22 protein-coding genes are annotated in these 24,397 nt (G+C 54.1%); 17 read left to right on the forward strand and 5 right to left on the reverse strand.

Features of this window, described 5'->3' with window-relative positions; genetic code table 11:
* Positions 1–24: 24 nt before the first annotated feature.
* From rbsC to kup, 4 genes are all read right to left on the reverse strand, one after another.
* Positions 25–990: a ribose ABC transporter permease gene (gene rbsC, locus ACQG0S_RS22450; protein ID WP_022649866.1), complete on the reverse strand. Its 966-nt coding sequence runs from the start codon at positions 988–990 to the stop codon at positions 25–27.
* Between the two features lie 4 nt (positions 991–994).
* Complete coding sequence (gene rbsA / locus ACQG0S_RS22455) at positions 995–2,500, reverse strand: ribose ABC transporter ATP-binding protein RbsA (RefSeq protein ID WP_022649867.1); 1,506 nt, start codon at positions 2,498–2,500, stop codon at positions 995–997.
* 7 nt (positions 2,501–2,507) lie between these two features.
* Positions 2,508–2,927 (reverse strand): D-ribose pyranase, encoded by a 420-nt coding sequence (rbsD, locus tag ACQG0S_RS22460; RefSeq protein WP_003862392.1) that lies wholly within the window; start codon positions 2,925–2,927, stop codon positions 2,508–2,510.
* Between the two features lie 197 nt (positions 2,928–3,124).
* Complete coding sequence (gene kup / locus ACQG0S_RS22465) at positions 3,125–4,993, reverse strand: low affinity potassium transporter Kup (RefSeq protein ID WP_006808744.1); 1,869 nt, start codon at positions 4,991–4,993, stop codon at positions 3,125–3,127.
* A gap of 222 nt (positions 4,994–5,215) precedes the next feature.
* Between kup and ravA the strand changes: the two genes are divergently transcribed.
* Positions 5,216–6,712 (forward strand): ATPase RavA, encoded by a 1,497-nt coding sequence (gene ravA / locus ACQG0S_RS22470; RefSeq protein ID WP_063137915.1) that lies wholly within the window; start codon positions 5,216–5,218, stop codon positions 6,710–6,712.
* Positions 6,706–8,157 carry an ATPase RavA stimulator ViaA gene (viaA, locus tag ACQG0S_RS22475; RefSeq protein WP_063137914.1) on the forward strand — a complete coding sequence of 484 codons (1,452 nt, stop codon included), beginning with the start codon at positions 6,706–6,708 and terminating at the stop codon, positions 8,155–8,157. Before ravA ends, viaA begins: the two co-directional genes overlap by 7 nt.
* On the opposite strand, the gene asnA is transcribed toward viaA, so the two are convergent.
* Entirely contained in the window at positions 8,158–9,150 is a 993-nt protein-coding gene (gene asnA / locus ACQG0S_RS22480) for an aspartate--ammonia ligase (protein ID WP_003862385.1), read from the reverse strand.
* A gap of 151 nt (positions 9,151–9,301) precedes the next feature.
* Here asnA and asnC point away from each other — a divergent pair, with 151 nt between their 5' ends.
* The 15 genes from asnC to glmS all read left to right on the forward strand — a co-directional run bounded on the left by asnC (position 9,302) and on the right by glmS (position 24,374).
* Positions 9,302–9,760, forward strand: a complete 459-nt coding sequence (asnC, locus tag ACQG0S_RS22485; protein WP_003862383.1) for a transcriptional regulator AsnC — start codon at positions 9,302–9,304, stop codon at positions 9,758–9,760.
* A gap of 90 nt (positions 9,761–9,850) precedes the next feature.
* Complete coding sequence (mioC, locus tag ACQG0S_RS22490) at positions 9,851–10,300, forward strand: FMN-binding protein MioC (protein WP_032626719.1); 450 nt, start codon at positions 9,851–9,853, stop codon at positions 10,298–10,300.
* 374 nt (positions 10,301–10,674) lie between these two features.
* Positions 10,675–12,564 (forward strand): tRNA uridine-5-carboxymethylaminomethyl(34) synthesis enzyme MnmG, encoded by a 1,890-nt coding sequence (gene mnmG / locus ACQG0S_RS22495; RefSeq protein WP_063137913.1) that lies wholly within the window; start codon positions 10,675–10,677, stop codon positions 12,562–12,564.
* Positions 12,565–12,671: 107 nt separating this feature from the next.
* Positions 12,672–13,295: a 16S rRNA (guanine(527)-N(7))-methyltransferase RsmG gene (gene rsmG / locus ACQG0S_RS22500; RefSeq protein WP_023305125.1), complete on the forward strand. Its 624-nt coding sequence runs from the start codon at positions 12,672–12,674 to the stop codon at positions 13,293–13,295.
* Between the two features lie 616 nt (positions 13,296–13,911).
* On the forward strand, positions 13,912–14,292 hold the full coding sequence (gene atpI / locus ACQG0S_RS22505; RefSeq protein ID WP_003862375.1) for a F0F1 ATP synthase subunit I: 381 nt from the start codon (positions 13,912–13,914) through the stop codon (positions 14,290–14,292).
* A gap of 8 nt (positions 14,293–14,300) precedes the next feature.
* Positions 14,301–15,116 (forward strand): F0F1 ATP synthase subunit A, encoded by an 816-nt coding sequence (gene atpB / locus ACQG0S_RS22510; protein ID WP_022649873.1) that lies wholly within the window; start codon positions 14,301–14,303, stop codon positions 15,114–15,116.
* A gap of 49 nt (positions 15,117–15,165) precedes the next feature.
* Complete coding sequence (gene atpE, locus ACQG0S_RS22515) at positions 15,166–15,405, forward strand: F0F1 ATP synthase subunit C (protein ID WP_000429386.1); 240 nt, start codon at positions 15,166–15,168, stop codon at positions 15,403–15,405.
* Positions 15,406–15,453: 48 nt separating this feature from the next.
* The gene (gene atpF, locus ACQG0S_RS22520) at positions 15,454–15,924 is read left to right on the forward strand and encodes a F0F1 ATP synthase subunit B (RefSeq protein WP_003862370.1); all 471 of its coding nucleotides are present in this window, start codon (positions 15,454–15,456) and stop codon (positions 15,922–15,924) included.
* Positions 15,925–15,938: 14 nt separating this feature from the next.
* Complete coding sequence (gene atpH / locus ACQG0S_RS22525) at positions 15,939–16,472, forward strand: F0F1 ATP synthase subunit delta (RefSeq protein WP_003862369.1); 534 nt, start codon at positions 15,939–15,941, stop codon at positions 16,470–16,472.
* A 12-nt stretch (positions 16,473–16,484) separates the two neighbouring features.
* Entirely contained in the window at positions 16,485–18,026 is a 1,542-nt protein-coding gene (gene atpA / locus ACQG0S_RS22530; protein ID WP_006808751.1) for a F0F1 ATP synthase subunit alpha, read from the forward strand.
* A gap of 51 nt (positions 18,027–18,077) precedes the next feature.
* Positions 18,078–18,941, forward strand: a complete 864-nt coding sequence (gene atpG, locus ACQG0S_RS22535; protein WP_003862364.1) for a F0F1 ATP synthase subunit gamma — start codon at positions 18,078–18,080, stop codon at positions 18,939–18,941.
* Positions 18,942–18,972: 31 nt separating this feature from the next.
* Entirely contained in the window at positions 18,973–20,355 is a 1,383-nt protein-coding gene (gene atpD, locus ACQG0S_RS22540) for a F0F1 ATP synthase subunit beta (protein ID WP_003862362.1), read from the forward strand.
* A gap of 20 nt (positions 20,356–20,375) precedes the next feature.
* Entirely contained in the window at positions 20,376–20,795 is a 420-nt protein-coding gene (locus tag ACQG0S_RS22545; protein ID WP_006177560.1) for a F0F1 ATP synthase subunit epsilon, read from the forward strand.
* 138 nt (positions 20,796–20,933) lie between these two features.
* A complete protein-coding gene (gene glmU, locus ACQG0S_RS22550) occupies positions 20,934–22,304 on the forward strand; it encodes a bifunctional UDP-N-acetylglucosamine diphosphorylase/glucosamine-1-phosphate N-acetyltransferase GlmU (protein ID WP_063137912.1) in 1,371 nt (456 codons plus the stop codon).
* Between the two features lie 240 nt (positions 22,305–22,544).
* Positions 22,545–24,374 carry a glutamine--fructose-6-phosphate transaminase (isomerizing) gene (gene glmS / locus ACQG0S_RS22555; protein WP_063137911.1) on the forward strand — a complete coding sequence of 610 codons (1,830 nt, stop codon included), beginning with the start codon at positions 22,545–22,547 and terminating at the stop codon, positions 24,372–24,374.
* The last annotated feature ends 23 nt before the right edge of the window (positions 24,375–24,397 follow it).

The raw sequence follows: 24,397 nt of genomic DNA on the forward strand, positions 1-24,397 counted from the left end.
TAAGATGTCCTGTAGTGTCGTCAGTTACTGTTTTTTGTTGTCTACCAGTACCGCCAGCAAAATCACCACTGCCTTAACGATCATCTGGTAATAGGAGGAAACACCTAACAAATTCAAGCCATTATTCAGGAAACCGAGGATCAGTGCGCCGATCAATGTCCCAACAATGCGACCTTTACCGCCCGCAAGGCTCGTACCACCCAGAACCACTGCCGCGATGGCATCCAGCTCATAGCCCGTACCCGCCGTTGGCTGCGCGGAAGAGAGGCGCGCCACTTCGATGATGCCCGCCAGAGATGCCAGCAGACCGCACAGGGAGTAAACGATAATTTTAACTTTGTTGACGCTAATACCGGACAGACGCGTTGCCGATTCGTTACCGCCCAGCGCATAGATATAACGACCCAGACGGGTATGATGCAGCATGTACCACGCCGCCAGGAAGACGATAGCCATGATCCAGACTGGCGTCGGGATACCCAGCGGGCGTCCGATACCAAACCAGCCAAACAGATCGGCGTTTTCGGTAAAGCCGGTATTCACCGGGCTACCGTTGGTGTACACCATGGTGACGCCGCGCAGCAGCAGCATCATCACCAGCGTGGCAATAAACGCCTGTACGCGGCCTTTTGCCACAATCACGCCGGTTACCGCACCAATCGCCGCGCCAGCCGCCAGCGCAGCGGCAACGGCCACCAGCGCGTTGACCTCAATACCGACAATCGACGCGGCAATCGCACCGGTGAGCGCCAGCAGGGAACCGACGGACAGATCGATACCCGAGGTCAAAATCACCAGCGTCATCCCCACCGCCATAATGGCGTTGACGGAGGTCTGCTGAAGAATGTTGAACAGGTTATTAACGGTAAAAAAGTTCGGGCTCATGGTCGAGACAATCGCGATCAGCACCAGCAGGGCAATCAGCGATTTTTGTTCCATCAGCCATGCCTTTGTGAAATAGCGGCGACCAGAAACAGCCTGGGTAGTCATCTTCTTACTCCTGATTCACGCGATTAAGCTTGCCCACAGCGGCAGCCATCAGAACTTCCTGGGTGGCCTGCTCGCGAGTGAATTCACCGCCGAGATGCCCTTCATGCATGACGATAATGCGATCGCTCATGCCTAATACTTCTGGCATCTCGGAAGAGACCAGAATGATGCTCAGACCGTCGGCCTTGAACTGGTTAATCAGCTGATAGATCTCTTTTTTCGCGCCCACGTCAACGCCGCGAGTTGGCTCATCGAGGATCAGTACTTTCGGGCGCGTCATCAACCCGCGGGCAATCGCCACTTTCTGCTGATTACCGCCGGACAACAGGCCAATCGCCTGCTCCATCGATGGGGTTTTAACGTTAAAGAGACGGATAAAATCGCTGACCGCCTGCTGCTCATCTTTGTGTTTCAGGCTGCCGCCGCTGCGGCTGAAATAGCGTAGCGCGGTCAGGGACATGTTCTCTTTTACCGACATGCCCAGCACTAAGCCGTCACGCTTACGGTCTTCGGAGATATAGACAATGCCGTTCGCCAGGCCATCCTGCGGCGAGCGGGTGACTACCTCATGGCCGTCAAGGGTAACGTAGCCGCTGGTGCGCGGCAGTGCGCCATAGAGCACTTTCATCAGTTCGGTACGTCCCGCGCCCATCAGGCCCGCGACGCCAAGGATCTCGCCCTTGCGCAGGGTAAAGGAGACGTCATCCACGCCCGGCCCGCAGAGGTTATCCACCTTCAGGCGGATCTCTCCTGGCGCTTTGTCCAGACGCGGATACTGGTCTTCGAGCTTACGTCCCACCATCATTTCAATCAGCGAATCTTCGGTCAGCGTGGCCACTTCTCGCTCGGCAATGAACTGCCCGTCGCGGAAGACGGTGACGTCGTCGCAGATCTCGAAAATTTCTTTCATGCGGTGAGAGATATAGACAATGCCGCGCCCCTGGGATTTCAACTCACGGATCACGCGAAACAGGGATTCGGTTTCGGTATCGGTCAGGGCGTCGGTCGGTTCATCCATAATGATGACCTTCGACTCGAAGCTCAGCACCTTCGCGATCTCCACCATCTGCTGATCGCCGATGGAAAGGTCGCCCACCAGTCGGTCGCTCTTAAAGCGCAGATTCAGCTTCGCCAGCAGTTTGTCCGCTTCGGCATACATGGTTTTCCAGTCGATTTTGCCAAACCGGTTCACGAACTCACGGCCGAGGAAGATGTTCTCCGCAATGGTGAGCTGCGGGATCAGGTTCAGCTCCTGGTGGATGATGCCAATGCCCGCTTCCTGAGAGGATTTCGGGCCGTTGAAGGTGGTCTCTTTACCCAGCCACAGCAGCGAACCGGCATCGCGTTGATAGATCCCGGTCAGCACTTTCATCATGGTGGATTTGCCCGCGCCGTTTTCGCCCACCAGCGCCATTACGCGCCCGGAATAGACGTTCAGCGCCGCGCCAGAGAGGGCTTTAACGCCCGGGAACGACTTATCGATCCCTTTGAGTTGCAGTAATGCGTCCATGATGGCCTCAGAAGGTAACGCCAGCACAGAGAATGATATTCGCATACGGGGAACACTCCCCGCTGCGAATCACCGCCTGACTGTCTGCGGTTTGTTGTTTGAACTGCTCGTGCGTTGTGTAACGAATTTCTATGGTGTTTCCCTGGTGCTGTTGCAGTTGCTCAATGTGGCTGAGCAACGTTTCGTGGAGTTGCGGATTATGTTGTTTGATTTCCGCCGCGAGAATGGCCGCCTCAACCTGCATCTCCGCCGTCACGACTTCCAGTACCTGCATGAACGAGGGTACGCCCTGCGTTAACGCCATATCGATACGGGTTGTGCTGCGCGGAACCGGTAAGCCTGCATCGCAAACCACCAGCGTATCGGTATGCCCAAGACGGGAAATTACCGATGATATTTCTGAGTTGAGTACTGTGCCTTTCTTCATTTTTTGCTCCACTAGCGAAACGTTTCGCTAAAAACAGTGTAGCCGCAGAAGTGTTCAGAAAACCATCATGACGTAACGGATTTGTGATCGGCGTCGAAACGTTTCGCTAAGTGAAATATTGAGGTGATTTTGGCGGGTATGTTGAGGATCTGGTAGGCCGGGTAAGCGCAGCGCCACCCGGCATTTTTTAAAAGGACTTAAATCTCGACCTGCGTCCCCAGCTCAATCACGCGATTGGGCGGGATCTCAAACTGGTCAGGCGCACGCAGGGCGTTACGTTGCAGGATGAGATACAGCTTGCCGCGCAGGCGCAGATACCATGGGCGCTTGCCGATGATCAGCGACTCGTGGGACATAAAGAACGACGTCTCCATCATGCGGCAGCTCAGCCCTTCCAGACCGCAGCGGTGGAATACTTCTTCCACGTTCGGCGTTTCGCGCCAGCCATAGCTTGCCACCACGCGCCAGAAGGTCGGCGACAGCTGCTCAATCTGTACGCGGCGCACGTTGTGTACATACGGCGCATCTTCGGTGCGCAGCGTCAGCAGGATCACGCGCTCGTGCAGCACTTTGTTGTGCTTAAGATTATGCATCAGTGCAAACGGGATCACGTTCAGCGCACGAGACATATACACCGCCGTACCCGGCACACGCACCGGCGGGGATTTCTCCAGCGAGGCGATCATCGCCTCCAGAGAATTACCGTGCTCATGCATACGTCGCAGCAGGCGGAAACGTTCGCTCTTCCACGTCGTCATCACGATGAACATCACCAGACCCAGCGTCAGCGGCAGCCAGCCACCGGAGACAATCTTATCGAGGTTCGCAGAGAACAGCGGTACGTCGATGCAGAGGAAGCCAACCAGGATCAGCCCCACGAGGAACTTATTCCAGTGCCAGTTACGGTACGCCACGGTGGTAGAGAGAATAGAGGTCAACACCATCGTTCCGGTTACCGCGATACCGTACGCCGCCGCCAGGTTACTGGAGTGCTCGAAGCTGACGATAACAATCACCACCGCGAAATAGAGCAGCCAGTTGACGAACGGAATGTAGATCTGGCCTGACTCCATCTCAGAGGTATGGATAATGCGCATTGGGGAGAGATAACCCAAACGCACGGCCTGACGCGTCAGGGAGAATACGCCGGAAATAACAGCCTGAGAGGCAATGACCGTCGCCAGCGTCGCCAGGATCAGCATCGGAACCAGCGCCCAGTCCGGCGCCAGCAGGAAGAACGGGTTTTTAATCGCTTCAGGATGGGCAAGCAGCAGCGCGCCCTGGCCGAAGTAATTCAGCACCAGTGAAGGCAGAACAACGCTAAACCAGGCGACGCGAATTGGGAGTTTCCCGAAGTGGCCCATATCTGCATACAGCGCTTCAACACCGGTAATGGAAAGCACTACCGCGCCCAGCGCCACAAACGACACCACTTTATATTCCAGGAAGAAATGCACCGCCCACATTGGGTTCAGCGCGTGCAGGACATCCGGGTTGGCAATAATACTGCGTAAGCCCAGCGCCGCCAGGATCAGGAACCAGGCCAGCATAATAGGCGCGAACAGCTTACCCACCAGCCCGGTACCGTGTTTTTGTATAGCAAACAGCAACGTCAGCACGATAATAGCGAGTGGCACCACCCACGTATCAAGCTGAGGCGCGACAATCTCCAGCCCCTCTATGGCCGACATCACCGAAATCGCTGGCGTAATCACGACTTCCCCATAGAAGAAGCTGCCGCCAATCAGGCCAATGATGACCAGCACGGAGGTCATTCTTGCAGACGTATTGCGCCCAGCAAGGGACATCAGGGTCAGAATACCGCCCTCGCCCGCGTTATCAGCCCGCATAACGAAAGAGAGATACTTAAGGGAGACCACCAGGATCAGCAGCCAGAAGATGAGCGAGAGGAAACCAAATACGGCGTCACGCTCTACACCAAAACCAAACTGACCGGACAAACATTCACGAAGCGTATAAAGCGGGCTGGTGCCGATATCACCGTAGACAACCCCGATCGCTGCAAGCGTTACTGCGGGTAATGATTGCTTATTATCAGTGCTCATAGACTAGTCTTTTCGTTTGAATAACAAATGTGTGCTTAGTCCCTTGGCCCACAAAAAGCGCACAGTATGCACGATTCAATGCAAAATCGTACCCCTAAATGCAGCCGCATTAATGTAGCGCAAAGAAAATAGCGCCGCACTTCAGCCTATTACCAGGCCAGACCGAAACGTCTATACTCGCTTCAATTAGCCGCCACGACGGCGAAAGGATGCAAAACTATTATGGCTCACTCACATTTATTAGCAGAAAGAATTTCCCGCCTCAGCAGTGCGCTGGAGAAAGGCCTTTACGAGCGTAGCCACGCCATTCGCCTCTGTTTACTGGCGGCGCTGAGCGGGGAAAGCGTGTTTCTGCTGGGTCCGCCGGGCATTGCCAAAAGTCTGATCGCACGCCGCCTCAAATTCGCTTTCCAGAACGCTCGCGCATTCGAGTATTTGATGACGCGCTTCTCCACGCCGGAAGAAGTTTTCGGCCCGCTCTCCATTCAGGCGTTAAAAGATGAGGGACGCTATGAACGTCTGACGGCGGGCTATCTCCCGGAAGCGGAAATCGTCTTTCTTGATGAGATCTGGAAAGCCGGCCCGGCCATTCTGAATACCCTGCTGACGGCAATCAACGAACGCCGCTTCCGCAACGGCGCGAGCGAAGAGAAGATCCCCATGCGGTTGCTGGTGGCCGCGTCTAACGAACTTCCCGAAGCCGACAGCAGCCTGGAAGCGCTGTATGACCGCATGCTGATCCGCCTGTGGCTGGATAAAGTCCAGGACAAATCGAACTTCCGCTCAATGCTGGTAAGCCAGCAGGACGAAAACGAAAATCCGGTGGCACCATCATTACAGGTCACGGACGAAGAGTATGACCAGTGGCAGGAAGAGATAGGCAAAATTAAGCTGCCCGATGCCGTCTTTGAGCTGATCTTCATGCTGCGCCAGCAGCTTGATTTATTGCCCTCCGCGCCTTACGTCTCCGACCGTCGCTGGAAAAAAGCCATTCGTCTGCTTCAGGCAAGCGCCCTGTTCAGCGGCCGCGATGCTGTCGCCCCCATCGATCTGATCCTGCTGAAAGACTGTCTGTGGCACGACGCAGATGGGATGAATCTGATGCAGCAGCAGCTGGACGTTTTGATGACCGGGCACGCGTGGGGTCAGCAATCCATGCTTAATCAACTGGGGGCGATTGCCCAACGTCGTCTTCAGCTTCAGCAGCAGCAAAGTGACAAAACCGCGCTGAAGGTGAACCGTCTTGGCGGGATGTTTGCCCGTAAACCGCACTATGAACTGCCAGCCGAGCTGACTGACACCTCGCTCACGCTTCTTCTTCAGCAGCCGCTAAAGCTTCATGATATGCAGGTGGTGCACGTGACGATCGAACGCGTTGCGCTGGTTCAGTGGCTGGATAAGGGCGGCGAGATCCGCGGTAAACTCAACGGTATCGGCTTTGCACAGCCGCTGTCGATGGAAGTCGACAGCAGCCAGCACCTTGTGATCCGCGACGTCAGCCTTCAGGGATCGCGCCTGGCGCTGCCGGGCACGGCCTCTGACAGTCTTCCGGAGGAGATCAAACAGCAGCTCGAAGCGCTGGATAACGAATGGCATCAGCAGCACACGCGCTTCAGCGAGCAGCAGAAATGCCTCTTTATCCATAGCGACTGGTTAGGTCGCATTGAAGCCAGCTTGCAGGATGTCAGCGCGCAGATTAAACAGGCGCGTCAATGCTAACGCTGGACACGCTTAACGTCATGCTGGCGGTTAGCGAGGAAGGGTTGATCGAAGAGGTCGTCATTACCCTGCTCGCTTCACCGCAGCTGGCGGCCTTCTTTGAAAAATTTCCGAAGCTCAGAAAAGCAATGACGGACGATCTTCCCCGCTGGCGCGATAACCTGCGCCAGCGGTTTAAGGAGACGGAAGTCCCGCCGGAACTGACAGAGGAAGTGGCTGGTTACCAGCAGTGCCAGCGGCTTTCAACGCCGCAGTTTATTGCCCAGCTACAGCAAACCCTGACGCTGCTAGATAACGTTCACTCCCCGTTTGCCAGCCAGGCCAGAGCGCTGGTCACGGACAACCCCAGCTTTACTCCCGCCCTGCATACGCTGTTTTTACAGCGCTGGCGGCTCAGTCTTGTCGTTCAGGCCACCTCTCTCAACCAGCAGTTGCTGGACGAAGAGCGCGAACAGCTGTTAAGCGAAGTTCAGGAGCGGATGACGTTAAGCGGCCAGCTAGAACAGGTGCTGGTGGAGAATGAAAACGCCGCCGGTCGACTCTGGGATATGAGTGCCGGTCAGTTAAAACGTGGCGATTATCAGTTGATCGTGAAGTACGGCGACTTTCTGGCACAACAGCCGGAGCTGATGAAGCTTGCTGAACAGCTTGGTCGTTCCCGGGAGGCCAGGTCAGTTCCAAAGAAAGATGCGCCGATGGAAACCTTTCGTACGCTGGTACGCGAGCCGTCCACCGTACCGGAGCAGGTGGACGGCTTACAGCAAAGCGATGATATCCTGCGCCTGTTGCCTACGGAACTCAGCACGCTGGGAATGACCGAACTGGAGTATGAGTTTTATCGTCGGCTGGTGGAAAAACAGCTTCTTACCTATCGGTTGCATGGCGAAGCCTGGCGCGAAAAAAACAGCCAGCGCCCGGTGGTGCATCAGGACTTTGATGAGCAACCGCGCGGTCCATTCATTGTTTGCGTAGATACGTCCGGATCGATGGGGGGATTTAACGAGCAGTGTGCAAAAGCGTTCTGCCTGGCTCTGATGCGCGTGGCGCTCGCCGATCGTCGTCGCTGCTACATCATGTTATTTTCCAGCGAAGTGGTGGGGTATGAACTGACCAGCCCACAGGGGCTGGAGCAGGCGATCCGCTTTTTAAGCCAGCGCTTTCGCGGCGGCACCGATCTGGCCAGCTGTTTTCGCAGCATCATTGAGCGCATGCAGGGCGGAGACTGGTACGACGCGGATGCGGTGGTGATTTCCGATTTTATTGCCCAGCGGCTGCCGGACGACGTCGTGAATAAAGTGAAGGAGATGCAGCGCGTGCATCAGCACCGCTTCCATGCCGTGGCGATGTCTGCACATGGAAAACCCGGCATCATGCGCATCTTCGATCACATCTGGCGCTTTGATACCGGGTTGCGTAGCCGCCTGCTCAGACGCTGGCGACGTTAATTAAAGAAGAGAACCGACGCTCTCACGTACCTGCTGCGGCCAGACCCCACACTGCACCTGACCGATATGGGACAGTTGCAACAGCAGCATGGTCAGACGAGACTGGCCAATACCACCGCCGATGGTCTGCGGCATTTCACCGCGCAGCAGCGCCTGGTGCCACTCCAGTTGCAGACGATCTTCATCACCGGTCACGGCCAGCTGACGCTTCAGTGCTTCAGCATCCACGCGGATCCCCATCGAAGAGAGTTCAAACGCATCTTCCAGAACCGGGTTCCAGACCAGGATATCGCCGTTCAGACCGGCATATTCGCTCTCGCCCACGGTGCTCCAGTCATCGTAATCCGGCGCACGGACGTCGTGACGTTTACCATCAGACAATTTCCCGCCAATGCCGATCAGGAATACCGCGCCCAGCTCTTTGGCGATCGCGCGTTCACGGCCTTTGGCATCCAGATCCGGGAAACGGCTCAGCAACTCCTGACTGTGAACAAAGTGGATCGTTTCCGGCAGGAACGGTGCCAGACCAAACTCTTTGCTCACGGCCGCTTCGGTCGCTTTGATCCCGGCGTAGATCGCCTCAACGGTAGATTTCAGCGTACCGACGTGACGCTCGCCGTCACCCATTACGCGCTCCCAGTCCCACTGGTCAACGTAGACAGAGTGAATGGGGGAGAGGCGGTCTTCATCGGGGCGAAGGGCTTTCATATGCGTGTAAAGCCCTTCGCCCGCGCTGAAGTCGTGTTGTCCCAGGGTTTGACGCTTCCACTTCGCCAGGGAATGAACCACTTCGAACTGGGCGTCTGGCAGTGTTTTCACTTTTACCTGTACCGCTTTTTCGCAACCAGACAAGTTATCCTGCGTCCCGTCACCCACGCGGCTCAGAATCGGCGCCTGCACTTCAATAAGGCCAAGCTTCTCTTCCAGCTGGCGAGAAAAATGGGATTTAACGAAACTGATCTGGCGTTGTTTTGCGATGTAAGCGGTTTTCATTATTTATACTCCTGCGTCCTGTTAATACTGATTAAGCAACAGAACAGGCGCTTAATTCAATAACCCATCAACAAAAAGCCACCTTCACTTTTGATTCGTTAAAATAAGGCGCTAGAATAGAAGGAATCATTAATCTTCATAAGAAAAACCTATGGAAAATTATCAGATCGACAATCTGGACCGCGGCATTCTGGAAGCGCTCATGGCCAACGCACGCACCGCGTATGCCGAACTGGCGAAACAATTTGGCGTCAGCCCGGGGACTATTCACGTTCGCGTAGAGAAAATGAAGCAGGCCGGGATCATCACCGGCGCACGCATTGATGTCAGCCCGAAGCAACTCGGCTACGACGTCTGCTGCTTCATTGGCATTATTCTGAAAAGCGCCAAAGATTACCCCTCCGCGCTGGAGAAGCTGAACGCGCTGGATGAAGTCACTGAGGCGTACTACACCACCGGGCACTACAGCATCTTTATAAAGGTCATGTGTCGATCCATCGACGCCCTCCAGCAGGTACTTATCAACAAGATCCAAACAATCGATGAAATTCAGTCCACCGAAACCCTGATCTCCCTGCAAAACCCGATCATGCGTACTATCCGCCCGTGATCGGGCAATTTCATTCCCACATTTTCCACAGGTAGATCCCAGCTCGTTCACAGCGTACAATGGCCGCCTCTTTATCTGAGCGAGCGATCAATGGCGGACATTACTCTTATCAGCGGCAGCACCCTGGGCGGTGCGGAATATGTAGCGGAACATCTGGCTGAGAAGCTGGAAGACGCGGGCTTTTCTACACAAACGCTGCACGGACCGCTGCTGGAAGATCTCCCGACTGACGGGGTCTGGCTGCTGATCACCTCCACGCACGGCGCGGGCGATCTGCCGGATAACCTGCAACCTTTATATGACGAACTGCTGGAACAACAGCCCGATCTGGCAAACGTCCGGTTTGGCGCTGTAGGGATCGGCAGCCGTGAATATGACACTTTCTGTGGCGCCATAGAGAAAGTAGAAGCTGCGGTGACCGCCTGCGGAGCAAAACAGCTGGGTGAAACACTGAAGATCAACATCCTCGATCATGATATTCCCGAAGATCCAGCCGAGATCTGGCTCGCGGAATGGAAAAATTTACTCAAAAACGATTAAAGATCGTGCGATCAGATGTGGATAACTCTGGTTAAAAGCTCGTATTAACCCGTAGTTATCCAAAGAACAACGTTAGTTTAGTTTTTGACCTGTGTATAAAGTGGCGATCTGATCCCAGCTTATACGGTCCAGGATCACCGATCATTCACAGCAAACGATCCTTCCTAACTGCATGATCTTATTTATGGGATCGGACTTATCCACAAAGGTCTGCGATCCTAATAAGAGATCACAATAGAACAGATCTCTAAATAAAAAGATCTTCTTTTTAATAGCCCAGGATCCCAATGCTTTCTCGAAAGACTAAAGTTGAGTAGAATCCACGGCCCGGGCTTCAATCCATTTTCATACCGCTTTACGCGAGGCAGACCACCATGTTTTATCAGGATCCTTTTGACGTCATCATCATTGGCGGGGGTCACGCAGGCACTGAGGCCGCAATGGCCGCAGCGCGAATGGGTCAGCAGACCCTGCTTTTGACACACAATATCGACACGCTGGGACAAATGTCCTGTAATCCGGCGATTGGCGGCATTGGGAAAGGACACCTGGTAAAAGAAGTGGATGCACTTGGCGGCCTGATGGCGAAAGCGATCGATCATGCGGGCATTCAGTTTAGGATACTAAACGCGAGTAAAGGTCCGGCTGTTCGCGCCACCCGTGCACAGGCAGACCGCGTGCTTTACCGTCAGGCTGTGCGCACCGCGCTGGAAAACCAACCGAACCTGATGATCTTCCAGCAGGCTGTAGAAGATCTTATCGTGGAAAACGATCGTGTTGTTGGCGCCGTGACCCAGATGGGTCTCAAGTTCCGCGCAAAAGCGGTGGTGCTGACGGTCGGGACATTCCTGGACGGTAAAATCCATATTGGTCTGGACAACTACAGCGGTGGCCGTGCGGGCGATCCGCCGTCGATTCCGCTGTCTCGTCGTCTTCGTGAGCTGCCGCTGCGCGTAAGCCGCCTGAAAACCGGTACGCCGCCGCGAATTGATGCGCGTACCATTGATTTCAGCGTACTGGTACAGCAGCACGGTGATAACCCGATGCCGGTGTTCTCGTTCATGGGCAATGCGGCGCAACATCCGCAGCAGGTGCCGTGCTACATCACGCACACCAATGAAAAAACCCATGACGTGATCCGCAGCAACCTCGATCGCAGCCCAATGTACGCCGGCGTGATCGAAGGGATCGGCCCACGTTATTGCCCGTCGATCGAAGATAAAGTGATGCGCTTTGCCGATCGTAACCAGCATCAGATCTTCCTCGAACCTGAAGGGCTGACCTCGAACGAAATTTACCCGAACGGCATCTCCACCAGCCTGCCGTTCGACGTGCAGATGCAGATTGTGCGTTCAATGCAGGGGATGGAAAACGCGAAGATCGTTCGTCCTGGCTACGCTATTGAGTACGATTTCTTCGATCCGCGTGACCTGAAGCCGACGCTGGAAAGCAAATTCATCCAGGGTCTGTTCTTCGCAGGCCAGATTAACGGCACTACCGGGTACGAAGAAGCTGCCGCACAAGGGCTGCTGGCCGGTCTGAACGCCGCTCGCTTCTCTGCCGAGAAAGAGGGCTGGGCACCGGCGCGTTCTCAGGCTTACCTGGGCGTTCTGGTCGACGATCTCTGCACGCTGGGGACCAAAGAACCGTACCGCATGTTTACTTCTCGTGCGGAATATCGCCTGATGCTGCGCGAAGACAATGCCGATCTGCGTCTGACCGAGGTGGGCCGCGAATTGGGTCTGGTGGATGACGAACGCTGGGCGCGCTTCAACGAGAAGCTGGAGCGTATCGAACAGGAACGTCAGCGCCTGAAAACCACCTGGGTGAATCCGCAGGCGGAAACTGCTGCTGAAGTGAACGCTCACTTAACTGCGCCGCTTTCGCGCGAAGCCAGTGGTGAAGATCTGCTGCGCCGTCCTGAAGTCACCTACGAGAATCTGGTCAAACTGACCGCGTTCGCACCGGGCCTTGAAGACGCTGAAGCGGCTGAACAGGTCGAGATTCAGGTGAAATACGAAGGTTACATCGCGCGTCAGCAGGATGAGATCGAAAAACAGCAGCGCAACGAAAATACGCTGCTGCCGGAAATGCTGGACTATCGTCAGGTGACGGGGCTTTCCAACGAAGTGATCGCTAAGCTGAACGATCACAAACCTGTGTCGATTGGCCAGGCCTCACGTATCTCCGGTGTCACACCTGCCGCGATTTCGATTCTGCTGGTGTGGCTGAAAAAGCAGGGTATGCTGCGCCGCAGCGCGTAATTAACATTGTTTTTGGCGGGTGGCGCTTCGCTTACCCGCCCTACTTAATCGTAGGCCCGGTAAGCGGCAGCGCCACCGGGCGAAAAATCTCTCAACAGGTATCCTCCGTGCTCAATAAACTCTCTCGTCTGCTGGAACAGGCAGGTATTTCGCTCACCGATCACCAGAAAAATCAGCTGGTGGCCTATGTCGATATGCTGAACAAATGGAATAAAGCGTACAACCTCACCTCCGTACGCGATCCCAACGAGATGCTGATTCGCCATATTCTCGATAGCATCGTTGTGGCGCCGTATCTTACCGGTGAACGTTTTATCGACGTGGGCACCGGTCCGGGCTTGCCGGGCGTTCCGTTGTCTATTGTTCGACCGGAGAGTCATTTCACGCTGCTGGACAGTCTGGGCAAGCGCGTACGCTTTTTACGACAGGTTCAGCATGAGCTGAAGCTGGAAAACATCACGCCCGTGCAGAGCAGGGTAGAGGAGTTCCCGGCAGAGCCACCGTTTGACGGCGTTATCAGCCGCGCATTTGCCTCACTCAATGACATGGTGAGCTGGTGCAAACACCTGCCGGCGAATAAGGGCCGTTTTTATGCGCTGAAAGGACAACTTCCGGGGGACGAAATAGAGCAGCTTCCGGACGGTTTTGCAGTGGAATCCATTGAAAAACTCCAGATCCCTCAGCTCGAAGGTGAGCGTCATCTGGTGATAATTAAGCCAAACACATTTTAAAAAATTAATAAAAAATGTGGAATTTGTGCTGTTCTGATGGTGTTAAAAAGCAGCACATCCAGTCTGATTTGGCCGTAGTTAATTTAACCTTGTTGTCACCATGGATTTTCTTATGGTTAACCTGAAGTGATTCGTTCACCCTGAAGATAGTCAACCATGAAAATATCAGCCTGCTAAAAGTGGGTAAAGGCAACAAGAATGAAATGTTAAATATTTATTAAGAATGTCAATAAAAGGTTTTTGTTGTATACGGCTCTGTTTTAAAAATAGTTGCGATTTTTTTGCTTTAATTTCAATCGGATGAAATAAATCGTTTTACGTCTTTGATAAATACCACTTTATCGCAAATGTGTATTTTGTGATCTCGTGCACGCTTTATCACCAACGTTTCCGCGCTGTTTGCAGTTTTGCCTGAAGGTTGGCACTGAGTTCAAAAGTTGAAAAATAGGACTGGGGAAAAATATTTAAACATTTATTCACCTTTTCGCTACTTAATGTTTGAAATCACGGGTACGCACCGTATAATTTGACCGCTTTTTGATGCTTGACTCTGAGCCTTAAAGGACGTTTTATACGACACGCGGCATACCTCGAAGGGAGCAGGAGTAAAAACGTGATGTCTGTGTCGCTCTTGAGTAGAAACGTTGCTCGTAAGCTTCTGTTCATTCAGTTTCTGGCTGTGATAGCAAGTGGACTGCTGTTTAGCCTCAAAGACCCCTTCTGGGGCATCTCCGCCGCGTGCGGAGGTTTGGCGGTGGTTCTGCCAAACGTGTTGTTTATGATTTTTGCCTGGCGTCATCAGGCGCATACACCCGCCAAAGGCCGCGTGGCCTGGTCCTTCGCTCTCGGCGAAGTGTGTAAGGTGTTGCTGACCTTTGCTCTACTGGTGATGGCGCTGGCGGTTTTGAAAGTGGTATTCATGCCGCTGATAGCAACGTGGGTTTTGGTGCTGGTGGTACAAGTTCTGGCTCCAGCTGTAATCAATAACAAAGGGTAAAAGGCATCATGGCTTCAGAAAATATGACGCCGCAGGATTACATAGGTCACCATCTGAATAACCTTCAGCTGGACCTGCGTACATTCTCGCTGGTGGATCCACATAACCCCCCGGCCACCTTCTGGACGATCAACATCGACTCCATGTTCTTCTCGGTGGTTTTGGGTCTTCTGTTCCTGGCCATGTTCCGCGGTGTTGCTAAACGAGCGACCAGCGGTGTTCCAGGGAAATTCCAGACGTTCATCGAGATGATCATCGGCTTCGTCCATGGCAGCGTCAAAGACATGTACCATGGTAAGAGCAAGCTGATTGCTCCGCTGGCCCTGACCGTGTTCGTTTGGGTCTTCCTGATGAACCTGATGGACCTTCTGCCTATCGATTTCCTGCCGTGGATCGGCGAGCATGTCTTCGGTCTGCCTGCACTGCGCGTGGTTCCGTCTGCCGACGTGAACATCACCCTGTCGATGGCGCTGGGCGTATTTATCCTGATTCTTTTCTACAGCATCAAAATGAAAGGCGTAAGCGGCTTTGTGAAAGAGCTTACCTTGCAGCCGTTCAACCACTGGGCGTTTATTCCGGTCAACCTGATCCTGGAAGGCGTTAGCCTGCTGTCCAAACCTGTTTCACTGGGTCTGCGACTGTTCGGCAACATGTATGCGGGTGAGCTGATTTTCATTCTGATCGCGGGTCTTCTGCCGTGGTGGTCACAGTGGATTCTGAATGTGCCATGGGCCATTTTCCACATCCTGATCATTACGCTGCAAGCCTTTATCTTCATGGTTCTGACGATCGTCTATCTGTCGATGGCGTCTGAAGAGCACTGATTTTTTACCAACACTACTACGTTTTAATTGAAACAAACTGGAGACTGTCATGGAAAACCTGAATATGGATCTGCTGTACATGGCTGCCGCTGTGATGATGGGTCTGGCGGCTATCGGTGCTGCGATCGGTATCGGCATCCTCGGGGGCAAATTCCTGGAAGGCGCAGCGCGTCAACCTGATCTGATTCCTCTGCTGCGTACTCAGTTCTTTATCGTTATGGGTCTGGTGGATGCAATCCCAATGATCGCTGTAGGTCTGGGTCTGTACGTGATGTTTGCTGTCGCGTAGTAGTTGTTTTAAAACCCCAAGCCACAGAAATTTAAGAGGTATTGTGCTGTGAACATGAACGCAACAATCCTCGGCCAGGCCATCGCGTTTATTCTCTTTGTCTGGTTCTGTATGAAGTATGTATGGCCGCCTTTAATGGCTGCCATCGAAAAACGTCAGAAAGAAATTGCTGACGGTCTGGCTTCCGCAGAACGCGCTAAGAAAGATTTGGACCTTGCACAGGCCAACGCGACAGACCAGCTGAAAAAAGCGAAAGCTGAAGCTCAGGTAATCATTGAACAGGCTAACAAACGCCGTTCTCAGATCCTGGACGAAGCCAAAGCTGAAGCAGAACAGGAACGTACTAAGATCGTGACACAGGCTCAGGCTGAAATTGAAGCTGAGCGTAAACGTGCTCGTGAAGAACTGCGTAAGCAGGTTGCGATTCTGGCTGTTGCTGGCGCCGAGAAGATCATCGAACGTTCCGTGGATGAAGCTGCTAACAGCGACATCGTGGACAAACTTGTCGCTGAACTGTAAGGAGGGAGGGGCTGATGTCTGAATTTGTTACGGTAGCTCGCCCCTACGCCAAAGCAGCTTTTGACTTTGCTGTCGAACACCAAAATGTCGATCGCTGGCAGAATATGCTGGCGTTTGCCGCTGAGGTGACGAAAAACGAACAAATGGCCGAGTTGCTTTCTGGTGCGTTAGCGCCTGAAACCCTCGCCGCGTCGTTTATCGCCGTGTGCGGAGAGCAACTGGATGCCAACGGCCAGAACCTGATTAAGGTGATGGCGGAAAATGGTCGTCTCCGTGTGCTCCCGGATGTTCTCGAGCAGTTTGAGCACTTACGTGCCCTTAGTGAAGCTACCGCTGAAGTTGAAGTAACTTCCGCGACTGAACTGAGTGATGAACAGCTTGCGAAAATCACCGCCGCGATGGAAAAACGTCTGTCACGCAAAGTTAAGCTGAATTGCAAAATCGATAAGTCTGTAATGGCAGGCGTAATCATCCGTTCGGGTGATATGGTCATTGATGGCAGCGTACGCGGCCGTCTTGAGCGCCTTGCAGACGTCTTGCAGTCTTAAGGGGACTGGAGCATGCAACTGAATTCCACCGAAATCAGCGAACTGATCAAGCAGCGCATTGCTCAGTTCAGTGTTGTGAGTGAAGCTCACAACGAAGGTACTATTGTTTCTGTAAGTGACGGTGTTATCCGCATCCACGGCCTGGCCGATTGTATGCAGGGTGAGATGATTTCCCTGCCGGGTAACCGTTACGCTATCGCACTGAACCTGGAGCGCGACTCCGTAGGTGCCGTTGTGATGGGTCCATACGCTGACCTTGCCGAAGGCATGAAGGTTAAGTGTACTGGCCGTATTCTGGAAGTGCCGGTTGGCCGTGGCCTGCTGGGTCGCGTTGTTAACACCCTGGGTGCGCCAATCGACGGTAAAGGTCCGGTTGAGCACGATGGCTTCTCCCCAATCGAAGTTATCGCACCTGGCGTTATCGACCGTCAGTCCGTTGATCAGCCAGTGCAGACGGGTTATAAGTCCGTTGATGCCATGATCCCAATCGGTCGTGGTCAGCGTGAACTGATCATCGGTGACCGTCAGACCGGTAAAACCGCGATGGCAATCGACGCCATCATCAACCAGCGTGATTCCGGCATCAAATGTGTGTACGTGGCTATCGGCCAGAAAGCGTCCACCATTTCCAACGTGGTTCGTAAACTGGAAGAGCACGGCGCACTGTCTAACACCATCGTTGTGGTAGCTACCGCGTCTGAATCTGCTGCACTGCAATACCTGGCACCATACGCTGGTTGCGCAATGGGCGAATACTTCCGTGACCGCGGTGAAGATGCGCTGATCGTATACGATGACCTGTCTAAACAGGCTGTTGCTTATCGTCAGGTTTCCCTGCTGCTCCGTCGTCCACCAGGACGTGAAGCATTCCCGGGCGACGTATTCTACCTCCACTCTCGTCTGCTGGAGCGTGCTTCCCGCGTTAATGCGGAATACGTCGAGAACTTCACCAAAGGTGAAGTGAAGGGTAAAACAGGTTCTCTGACCGCTCTGCCGATCATTGAAACCCAGGCGGGTGACGTTTCTGCGTTCGTTCCGACCAACGTAATCTCCATTACCGATGGTCAGATCTTCCTGGAAACCAACCTGTTTAACTCCGGTATTCGTCCGGCGGTTAACCCGGGTATCTCCGTATCCCGTGTGGGTGGTGCTGCTCAGACCAAGATCATCAAGAAGCTGTCCGGTGGTATCCGTACCGCGCTGGCACAGTATCGTGAACTGGCTGCGTTCTCTCAGTTCGCATCCGATCTGGACGAAGCAACCCGTAAACAGCTGAGCCACGGTCAGAAAGTGACCGAGTTGCTGAAGCAGAAACAGTACGCGCCAATGTCTGTTGCTCAGCAGGGCCTGGTACTGTTCGCGGCTGAACGCGGTTACCTCGAAGATGTGGAACTGGCGAAAATCGGTAGCTTCGAAGCCGCTCTGCTGGCTTACGTCGACCGTGATCACGCTCCGCTGATGCAAGAGATCAACCAGACCGGTGGCTATAACGACGAAATCGAAGGCAAGCTGAAAGCTATCCTCGATTCCTTCAAAGCAACCCAATCCTGGTAATCGTCCGGCGGCTTGTCTCAGGACAAGCCGTCTGGCATTGAGGAGAAGCTCATGGCCGGCGCAAAAGAGATACGTAGTAAGATCGCAAGCGTCCAGAACACGCAAAAGATCACTAAAGCGATGGAGATGGTCGCCGCTTCCAAAATGCGTAAATCGCAGGATCGCATGGCGGCCAGCCGTCCTTATGCAGAGACCATGCGCAAAGTGATTGGTCACCTTGCAAACGGTAATCTGGAATATAAGCACCCTTACCTGGAAGAACGCGACGTTAAGCGCGTGGGCTACCTGGTGGTGTCGACTGACCGTGGTCTGTGTGGCGGCTTGAACATTAACCTGTTCAAAAAACTGCTGGCGGATATGAAAGGCTGGTCCGATAAAGGCGTTCAGTGCGATCTGGCACTGATTGGCTCTAAAGGCGTCTCTTTCTTTAACTCCGTTGGTGGCAACATTGTCGCTCAGGTGACCGGTATGGGTGATAACCCGTCCCTGTCCGAACTGATCGGCCCGGTTAAAGTGATGTTGCAGGCCTACGATGAAGGCCGTCTGGACAGACTGTACGTTGTCAGCAACAAATTTATTAACACCATGTCTCAGGTGCCTACGCTCACTCAGATGCTGCCGTTACCGGCATCAGAAGATGACGAGCTGAAACAGAAAGCCTGGGATTACCTGTATGAACCCGATCCGAAACCGCTGCTGGATACCCTGCTGCGTCGTTACGTTGAATCTCAGGTTTATCAGGGCGTTGTAGAAAACCTGGCCAGCGAGCAGGCCGCACGAATGGTGGCGATGAAAGCCGCGACCGATAATGGCGGCAGCCTGATTAAAGAGCTGCAGTTGGTTTACAACAAAGCTCGTCAGGCCAGCATTACTCAGGAACTCACCGAGATCGTCTCGGGGGCCGCCGCGGTTTAACCAGGTTTACGAATTACGTAGAGGATTCAAGATGGCTACTGGAAAGATTGTCCAGGTAATCGGCGCCGTGGTGGACGTCGAGTTCCCTCAGGACGCCGTACCACGCGTGTACGACGCGCTTGAGGTACAAAATGGTAACGAGAGCCTGGTGCTGGAAGTTCAGCAGCAGCTCGGCGGCGGTATCGTGCGTACCATCGCCATGGGTTCTTCCGACGGTCTGCGTCGTGGTCTGGAAGTGAAAGACCTTGAGCACCCGATCGAAGTCCCGGTAGGTAAAGCAACACTGGGTCGTATCATGAACGTATTGGGTCAACCAATCGACATGAAAGGCGACATCGGTGAAGAAGAGCGTTGGGCTATCCACCGCGCGGCACCTTCCTACGAAGAGCTGTCCAGCTCTCAGGAACTGCTGGAAACCGGCATCAAAGTTATCGACCTGATGTGCCCGTTCGCGAAGGGCGGTAAAGTTGGTCTGTTCGGTGGTGCGGGTGTAGGTAAAACCGTAAACATGATGGAGCTGATCCGTAACATCGCGATCGAGCACTCCGGTTACTCCGTGTTTGCGGGTGTTGGTGAACGTACTCGTGAGGGTAACGACTTCTACCACGAAATGACCGACTCCAACGTTCTGGATAAAGTATCCCTGGTTTACGGCCAGATGAACGAGCCACCAGGAAACCGTCTGCGCGTTGCGCTGACTGGCCTGACGATGGCTGAGAAGTTCCGTGACGAAGGCCGTGACGTTCTGCTGTTCGTTGATAACATCTACCGTTACACCCTGGCCGGTACTGAAGTATCTGCACTGCTGGGTCGTATGCCTTCAGCGGTAGGTTATCAGCCTACGCTTGCGGAAGAGATGGGTGTTCTTCAGGAACGTATCACCTCTACCAAAACTGGTTCTATCACCTCCGTTCAGGCGGTATACGTACCTGCGGATGACTTGACTGACCCATCTCCAGCCACCACCTTTGCTCACTTAGATGCAACCGTGGTACTGAGCCGTCAGATCGCGTCTCTGGGTATCTACCCGGCCGTTGACCCGCTGGACTCTACCAGCCGTCAGCTGGATCCACTGGTTGTTGGCCAGGAACACTACGACACCGCGCGTGGTGTACAGTCCCTGCTGCAACGTTACCAGGAACTGAAAGACATCATCGCCATCCTGGGTATGGATGAACTGTCTGAAGAAGACAAACTGGTGGTAGCACGTGCGCGTAAGATCCAGCGCTTCCTGTCCCAGCCGTTCTTCGTTGCGGAAGTATTCACCGGTTCTCCAGGTAAATACGTTTCCCTGAAAGACACCATCCGTGGCTTTAAAGGCATCATGGAAGGCGAATACGATCACCTGCCAGAGCAGGCGTTCTACATGGTTGGTTCCATCGAAGAAGCCGTGGAAAAAGCCAAAAAACTTTAACGCCTTAATCGGAGGGTGATATGGCAATGACTTACCACCTGGACGTCGTCAGCGCAGAGCAACAAATGTTCTCTGGTCTGGTCGAGAAAATCCAGGTAACGGGTAGTGAAGGTGAACTGGGTATTTTCCCGGGTCACGCACCGCTGCTCACCGCCATTAAGCCTGGTATGATCCGCATCGTTAAACAGTTCGGTCATGAAGAGTTTATCTATCTGTCCGGCGGCATTCTTGAAGTGCAGCCAGGCAGTGTGACCGTTCTGGCCGATACCGCTATTCGTGGCCAGGATCTCGACGAAGCGCGAGCCCTGGAATCGAAGCGTAAGGCTGAAGAGCACATTAGCAGCTCTCATGGTGACGTGGATTACGCTCAGGCGTCTGCGGAGCTGGCCAAAGCGATCGCGAAACTGCGCGTTATCGAGTTGACCAAAAAAGCGATGTAACACCGGCTTGAAAAGCACAAAAGCCAGTCTGGATCCCAGGCTGGCTTTTTTTTTCGGCCTTAATTCATGATGAAAAAGATGTAGAATTTTAAGCATCAAACGTTTTTACTTCTCACACAAACTACCGTCAGGATGCGTATGTTAAACAGTGCGATGAGCGTGGTGATCCTTGCCGCAGGCAAAGGTACCCGCATGTATTCCGATCTGCCTAAAGTGCTCCACACGCTGGCAGGAAAGCCAATGGTGCAGCATGTTATTGATGCAGCTAATGAATTAGGCGCCAGCCAGGTGCATCTGGTTTATGGACATGGCGGCGATCTGCTGAAAAAAACGCTGCGTGACGACAATCTCAACTGGGTGCTACAGGCAGAACAGCTGGGTACGGGTCATGCAATGCAGCAGGCTGCACCCTTCTTCGCTGATGATGAAGACATCCTGATGCTCTACGGCGACGTCCCGCTGATCTCCGTTGAAACCCTCACTCGCCTGCGTGAAGCCAAACCGCAGGGTGGCATTGGGTTGTTAACCGTCGTGCTGGACGATCCAACCGGCTATGGCCGCATTACGCGTGAAAACGGCAAGGTAACCGGGATTGTTGAGCATAAAGATGCCACTGACGAACAGCGTCAGATTCAGGAGATCAACACCGGCATCCTGATTGCGAACGGTGCGGATATGAAGCGCTGGCTGTCCAGACTCAATAATAACAACGCGCAGGGTGAATACTACATCACCGACATCATTGCGATGGCGTACCAGGAAGGGCGTGAGATTGCCGCCGTTCATCCGGCGCGTATCAGCGAAACGGACGGCGTAAACAACCGTCTACAGCTGTCACGCCTGGAGCGTATTTACCAGTCCGAGCAGGCAGAAAAACTGTTGCTGGCGGGCGTGATGCTGCGCGATCCGGCGCGTTTCGATCTGCGTGGCACGCTGACCCACGGGCGCGACGTTGAAATAGATACTAACGTTATCCTGGAAGGTAACGTCACGCTGGGCAACCGCGTCAAAATCGGCACCGGCTGTGTGATTAAAAACAGCGTGATCGGTGACGACTGCGAAATCAGCCCGTACAGCGTGGTAGAAGATGCGCGTCTGGATTCCGCCTGTACCATCGGCCCGTTTGCGCGTCTGCGCCCGGGCGCTGAGCTGCTGGAAGGCGCTCATGTAGGTAACTTCGTGGAAATGAAAAAAGCACGTCTCGGTAAAGGCTCGAAAGCCGGTCATCTGACCTATCTGGGCGATGCGGAAATTGGCGACAACGTAAACATCGGTGCAGGGACGATTACCTGTAACTATGACGGTGCCAATAAGTTTAAAACCATCATCGGTGATGACGTGTTTGTAGGTTCCGATACCCAGCTGGTGGCGCCTGTTACCGTGGGCAAAGGCGTGACCATTGCCGCCGGGACAACCGTTACGCGCGATGTGGCCGAGAACGAGCTGGTGTTAAGCCGCGTTCCGCAGGTCAGTAAGCAGGGCTGGAAACGCCCGGTGAAGAAAAAGTAACGACAATATACACCCCTCACCCTGACCCTCTCCCCATAGGGGAGAGGGGAACTGAATGGTGCGGTTTTCACCCTCTCCCCTATGGGGAGAGGGCTGGGGTGAGGGGATAACATAATCCTCCCCCCACCAGCAGTACCCATAAAAATAACCCCACTCTCTACAAGGCTCGGGGTGCCCGGAAAGGGCAAATACAGGTCAGCGACAACGCATGGCATAACGCCATAATCAGGAAATCTAACTATGTGTGGAATTGTTGGCGCAGTTGCGCAGCGTGATATTGCTGAAATCCTTCTCGAAGGTTTACGTCGTCTGGAATACCGTGGTTATGACTCAGCCGGTCTGGCTGTCGTCGATGCAGAAGGTCATATGACCCGTCTGCGTCGTCTCGGTAAAGTGCAGATGCTGGCCCAGGCGGCGGAGGAACATCCGCTGCACGGTGGCACCGGTATTGCGCATACCCGCTGGGCGACTCACGGTGAGCCATCTGAAGGCAACGCACACCCGCATGTGTCTGAACACATTGTGGTGGTGCATAACGGCATTATCGAAAACCACGAACCGCTGCGTGAAGAACTGAAAGCGCGCGGCTATACCTTCGTCTCTGAAACCGACACCGAAGTGATTGCTCACCTGGTGCACTGGGAGCTGGCACAGGGCGGTACACTGCGTGATGCGGTTCTGCGCGCTATCCCTCAGCTGCGTGGTGCTTACGGTACGGTGATCCTGGATTCCCGCGACCCGTCCACGCTGCTGGCCGCGCGTTCCGGTAGCCCAATGGTGATTGGTCTGGGCATGGGTGAAAACTTTATCGCTTCCGACCAGCTGGCGCTGCTGCCGGTTACCCGTCGCTTTATCTTCCTGGAAGAGGGCGACATTGCCGAGGTGACACGTCGCAGCGTGACCGTATTCGACACGAAAGGCGAGCAGGTTAAGCGCCAGGAAATCGAATCAAACCTGCAATACGACGCGGGCGACAAAGGTGCTTATCGTCACTACATGCAGAAAGAGATCTACGAACAGCCAAACGCCATTAAAAACACCCTGACCGGGCGCATCAGCCATGGTGAAGTGGATCTGAGCGAGCTGGGCGCCAATGCCAACGAAATGCTGAGCAAAGTCGAGCACATTCAGATCGTGGCCTGCGGTACCTCTTACAACTCCGGTATGGTCTCTCGCTACTGGTTTGAATCCCTGGCGGGCGTGCCGTGCGACGTCGAAATCGCATCTGAGTTCCGCTATCGTAAATCCGCTGTGCGCCGTAACAGCCTGATGATCACCCTTTCCCAGTCTGGCGAAACGGCCGATACCCTGGCGGCGCTGCGTCTGTCTAAAGAGTTGGGTTACCTGGGTTCGCTGGCCATCTGTAACGTACCGGGCTCCTCGCTGGTGCGTGAATCCGATCTGGCGCTGATGACCAAAGCGGGCACTGAAATCGGCGTCGCTTCCACCAAAGCGTTTACCACTCAGCTGACCGTTCTGCTGATGCTGGTGGCGAAGCTGGCGCGTCTGAAAGGCGAAGATGCTTCCGTTGAGCATGATATCGTTCACGGTCTCCAGGCGCTGCCGAGCCGTATCGAGCAGATGCTGTCTCAGGACAAGCGCATTGAGGCGCTGGCTGAAGATTTCTCTGATAAGCACCACGCTCTGTTCCTGGGCCGTGGCGATCAGTACCCTATCGCGCTGGAAGGCGCGCTGAAGCTGAAAGAGATCTCCTACATCCACGCGGAAGCCTACGCGGCAGGCGAGCTGAAACACGGTCCGCTGGCGCTGATCGACGCGGATATGCCGGTTATCGTGGTGGCACCTAACAACGAACTGCTGGAAAAACTGAAATCTAACATCGAAGAGGTGCGCGCCCGTGGTGGTGTACTGTACGTCTTTGCGGATAAAGATGCCGGTTTCGCCAGCAGCGACAACATGCACATCATCGAGATGCCGCATGTGGAAGAGGTGATTGCGCCGATCTTCTACACCGTACCGCTGCAACTGCTGGCTTACCACGTCGCGCTGATCAAAGGCACCGACGTTGACCAGCCGCGAAATCTGGCGAAGTCCGTTACCGTAGAATAATCCTTCCAGGCTCCGCCATCCGG

It is taken from the genome of Enterobacter cloacae complex sp. 418I7 (assembly GCF_050030705.1).
Lineage (GTDB): Bacteria > Pseudomonadota > Gammaproteobacteria > Enterobacterales > Enterobacteriaceae > Enterobacter > Enterobacter intestinihominis.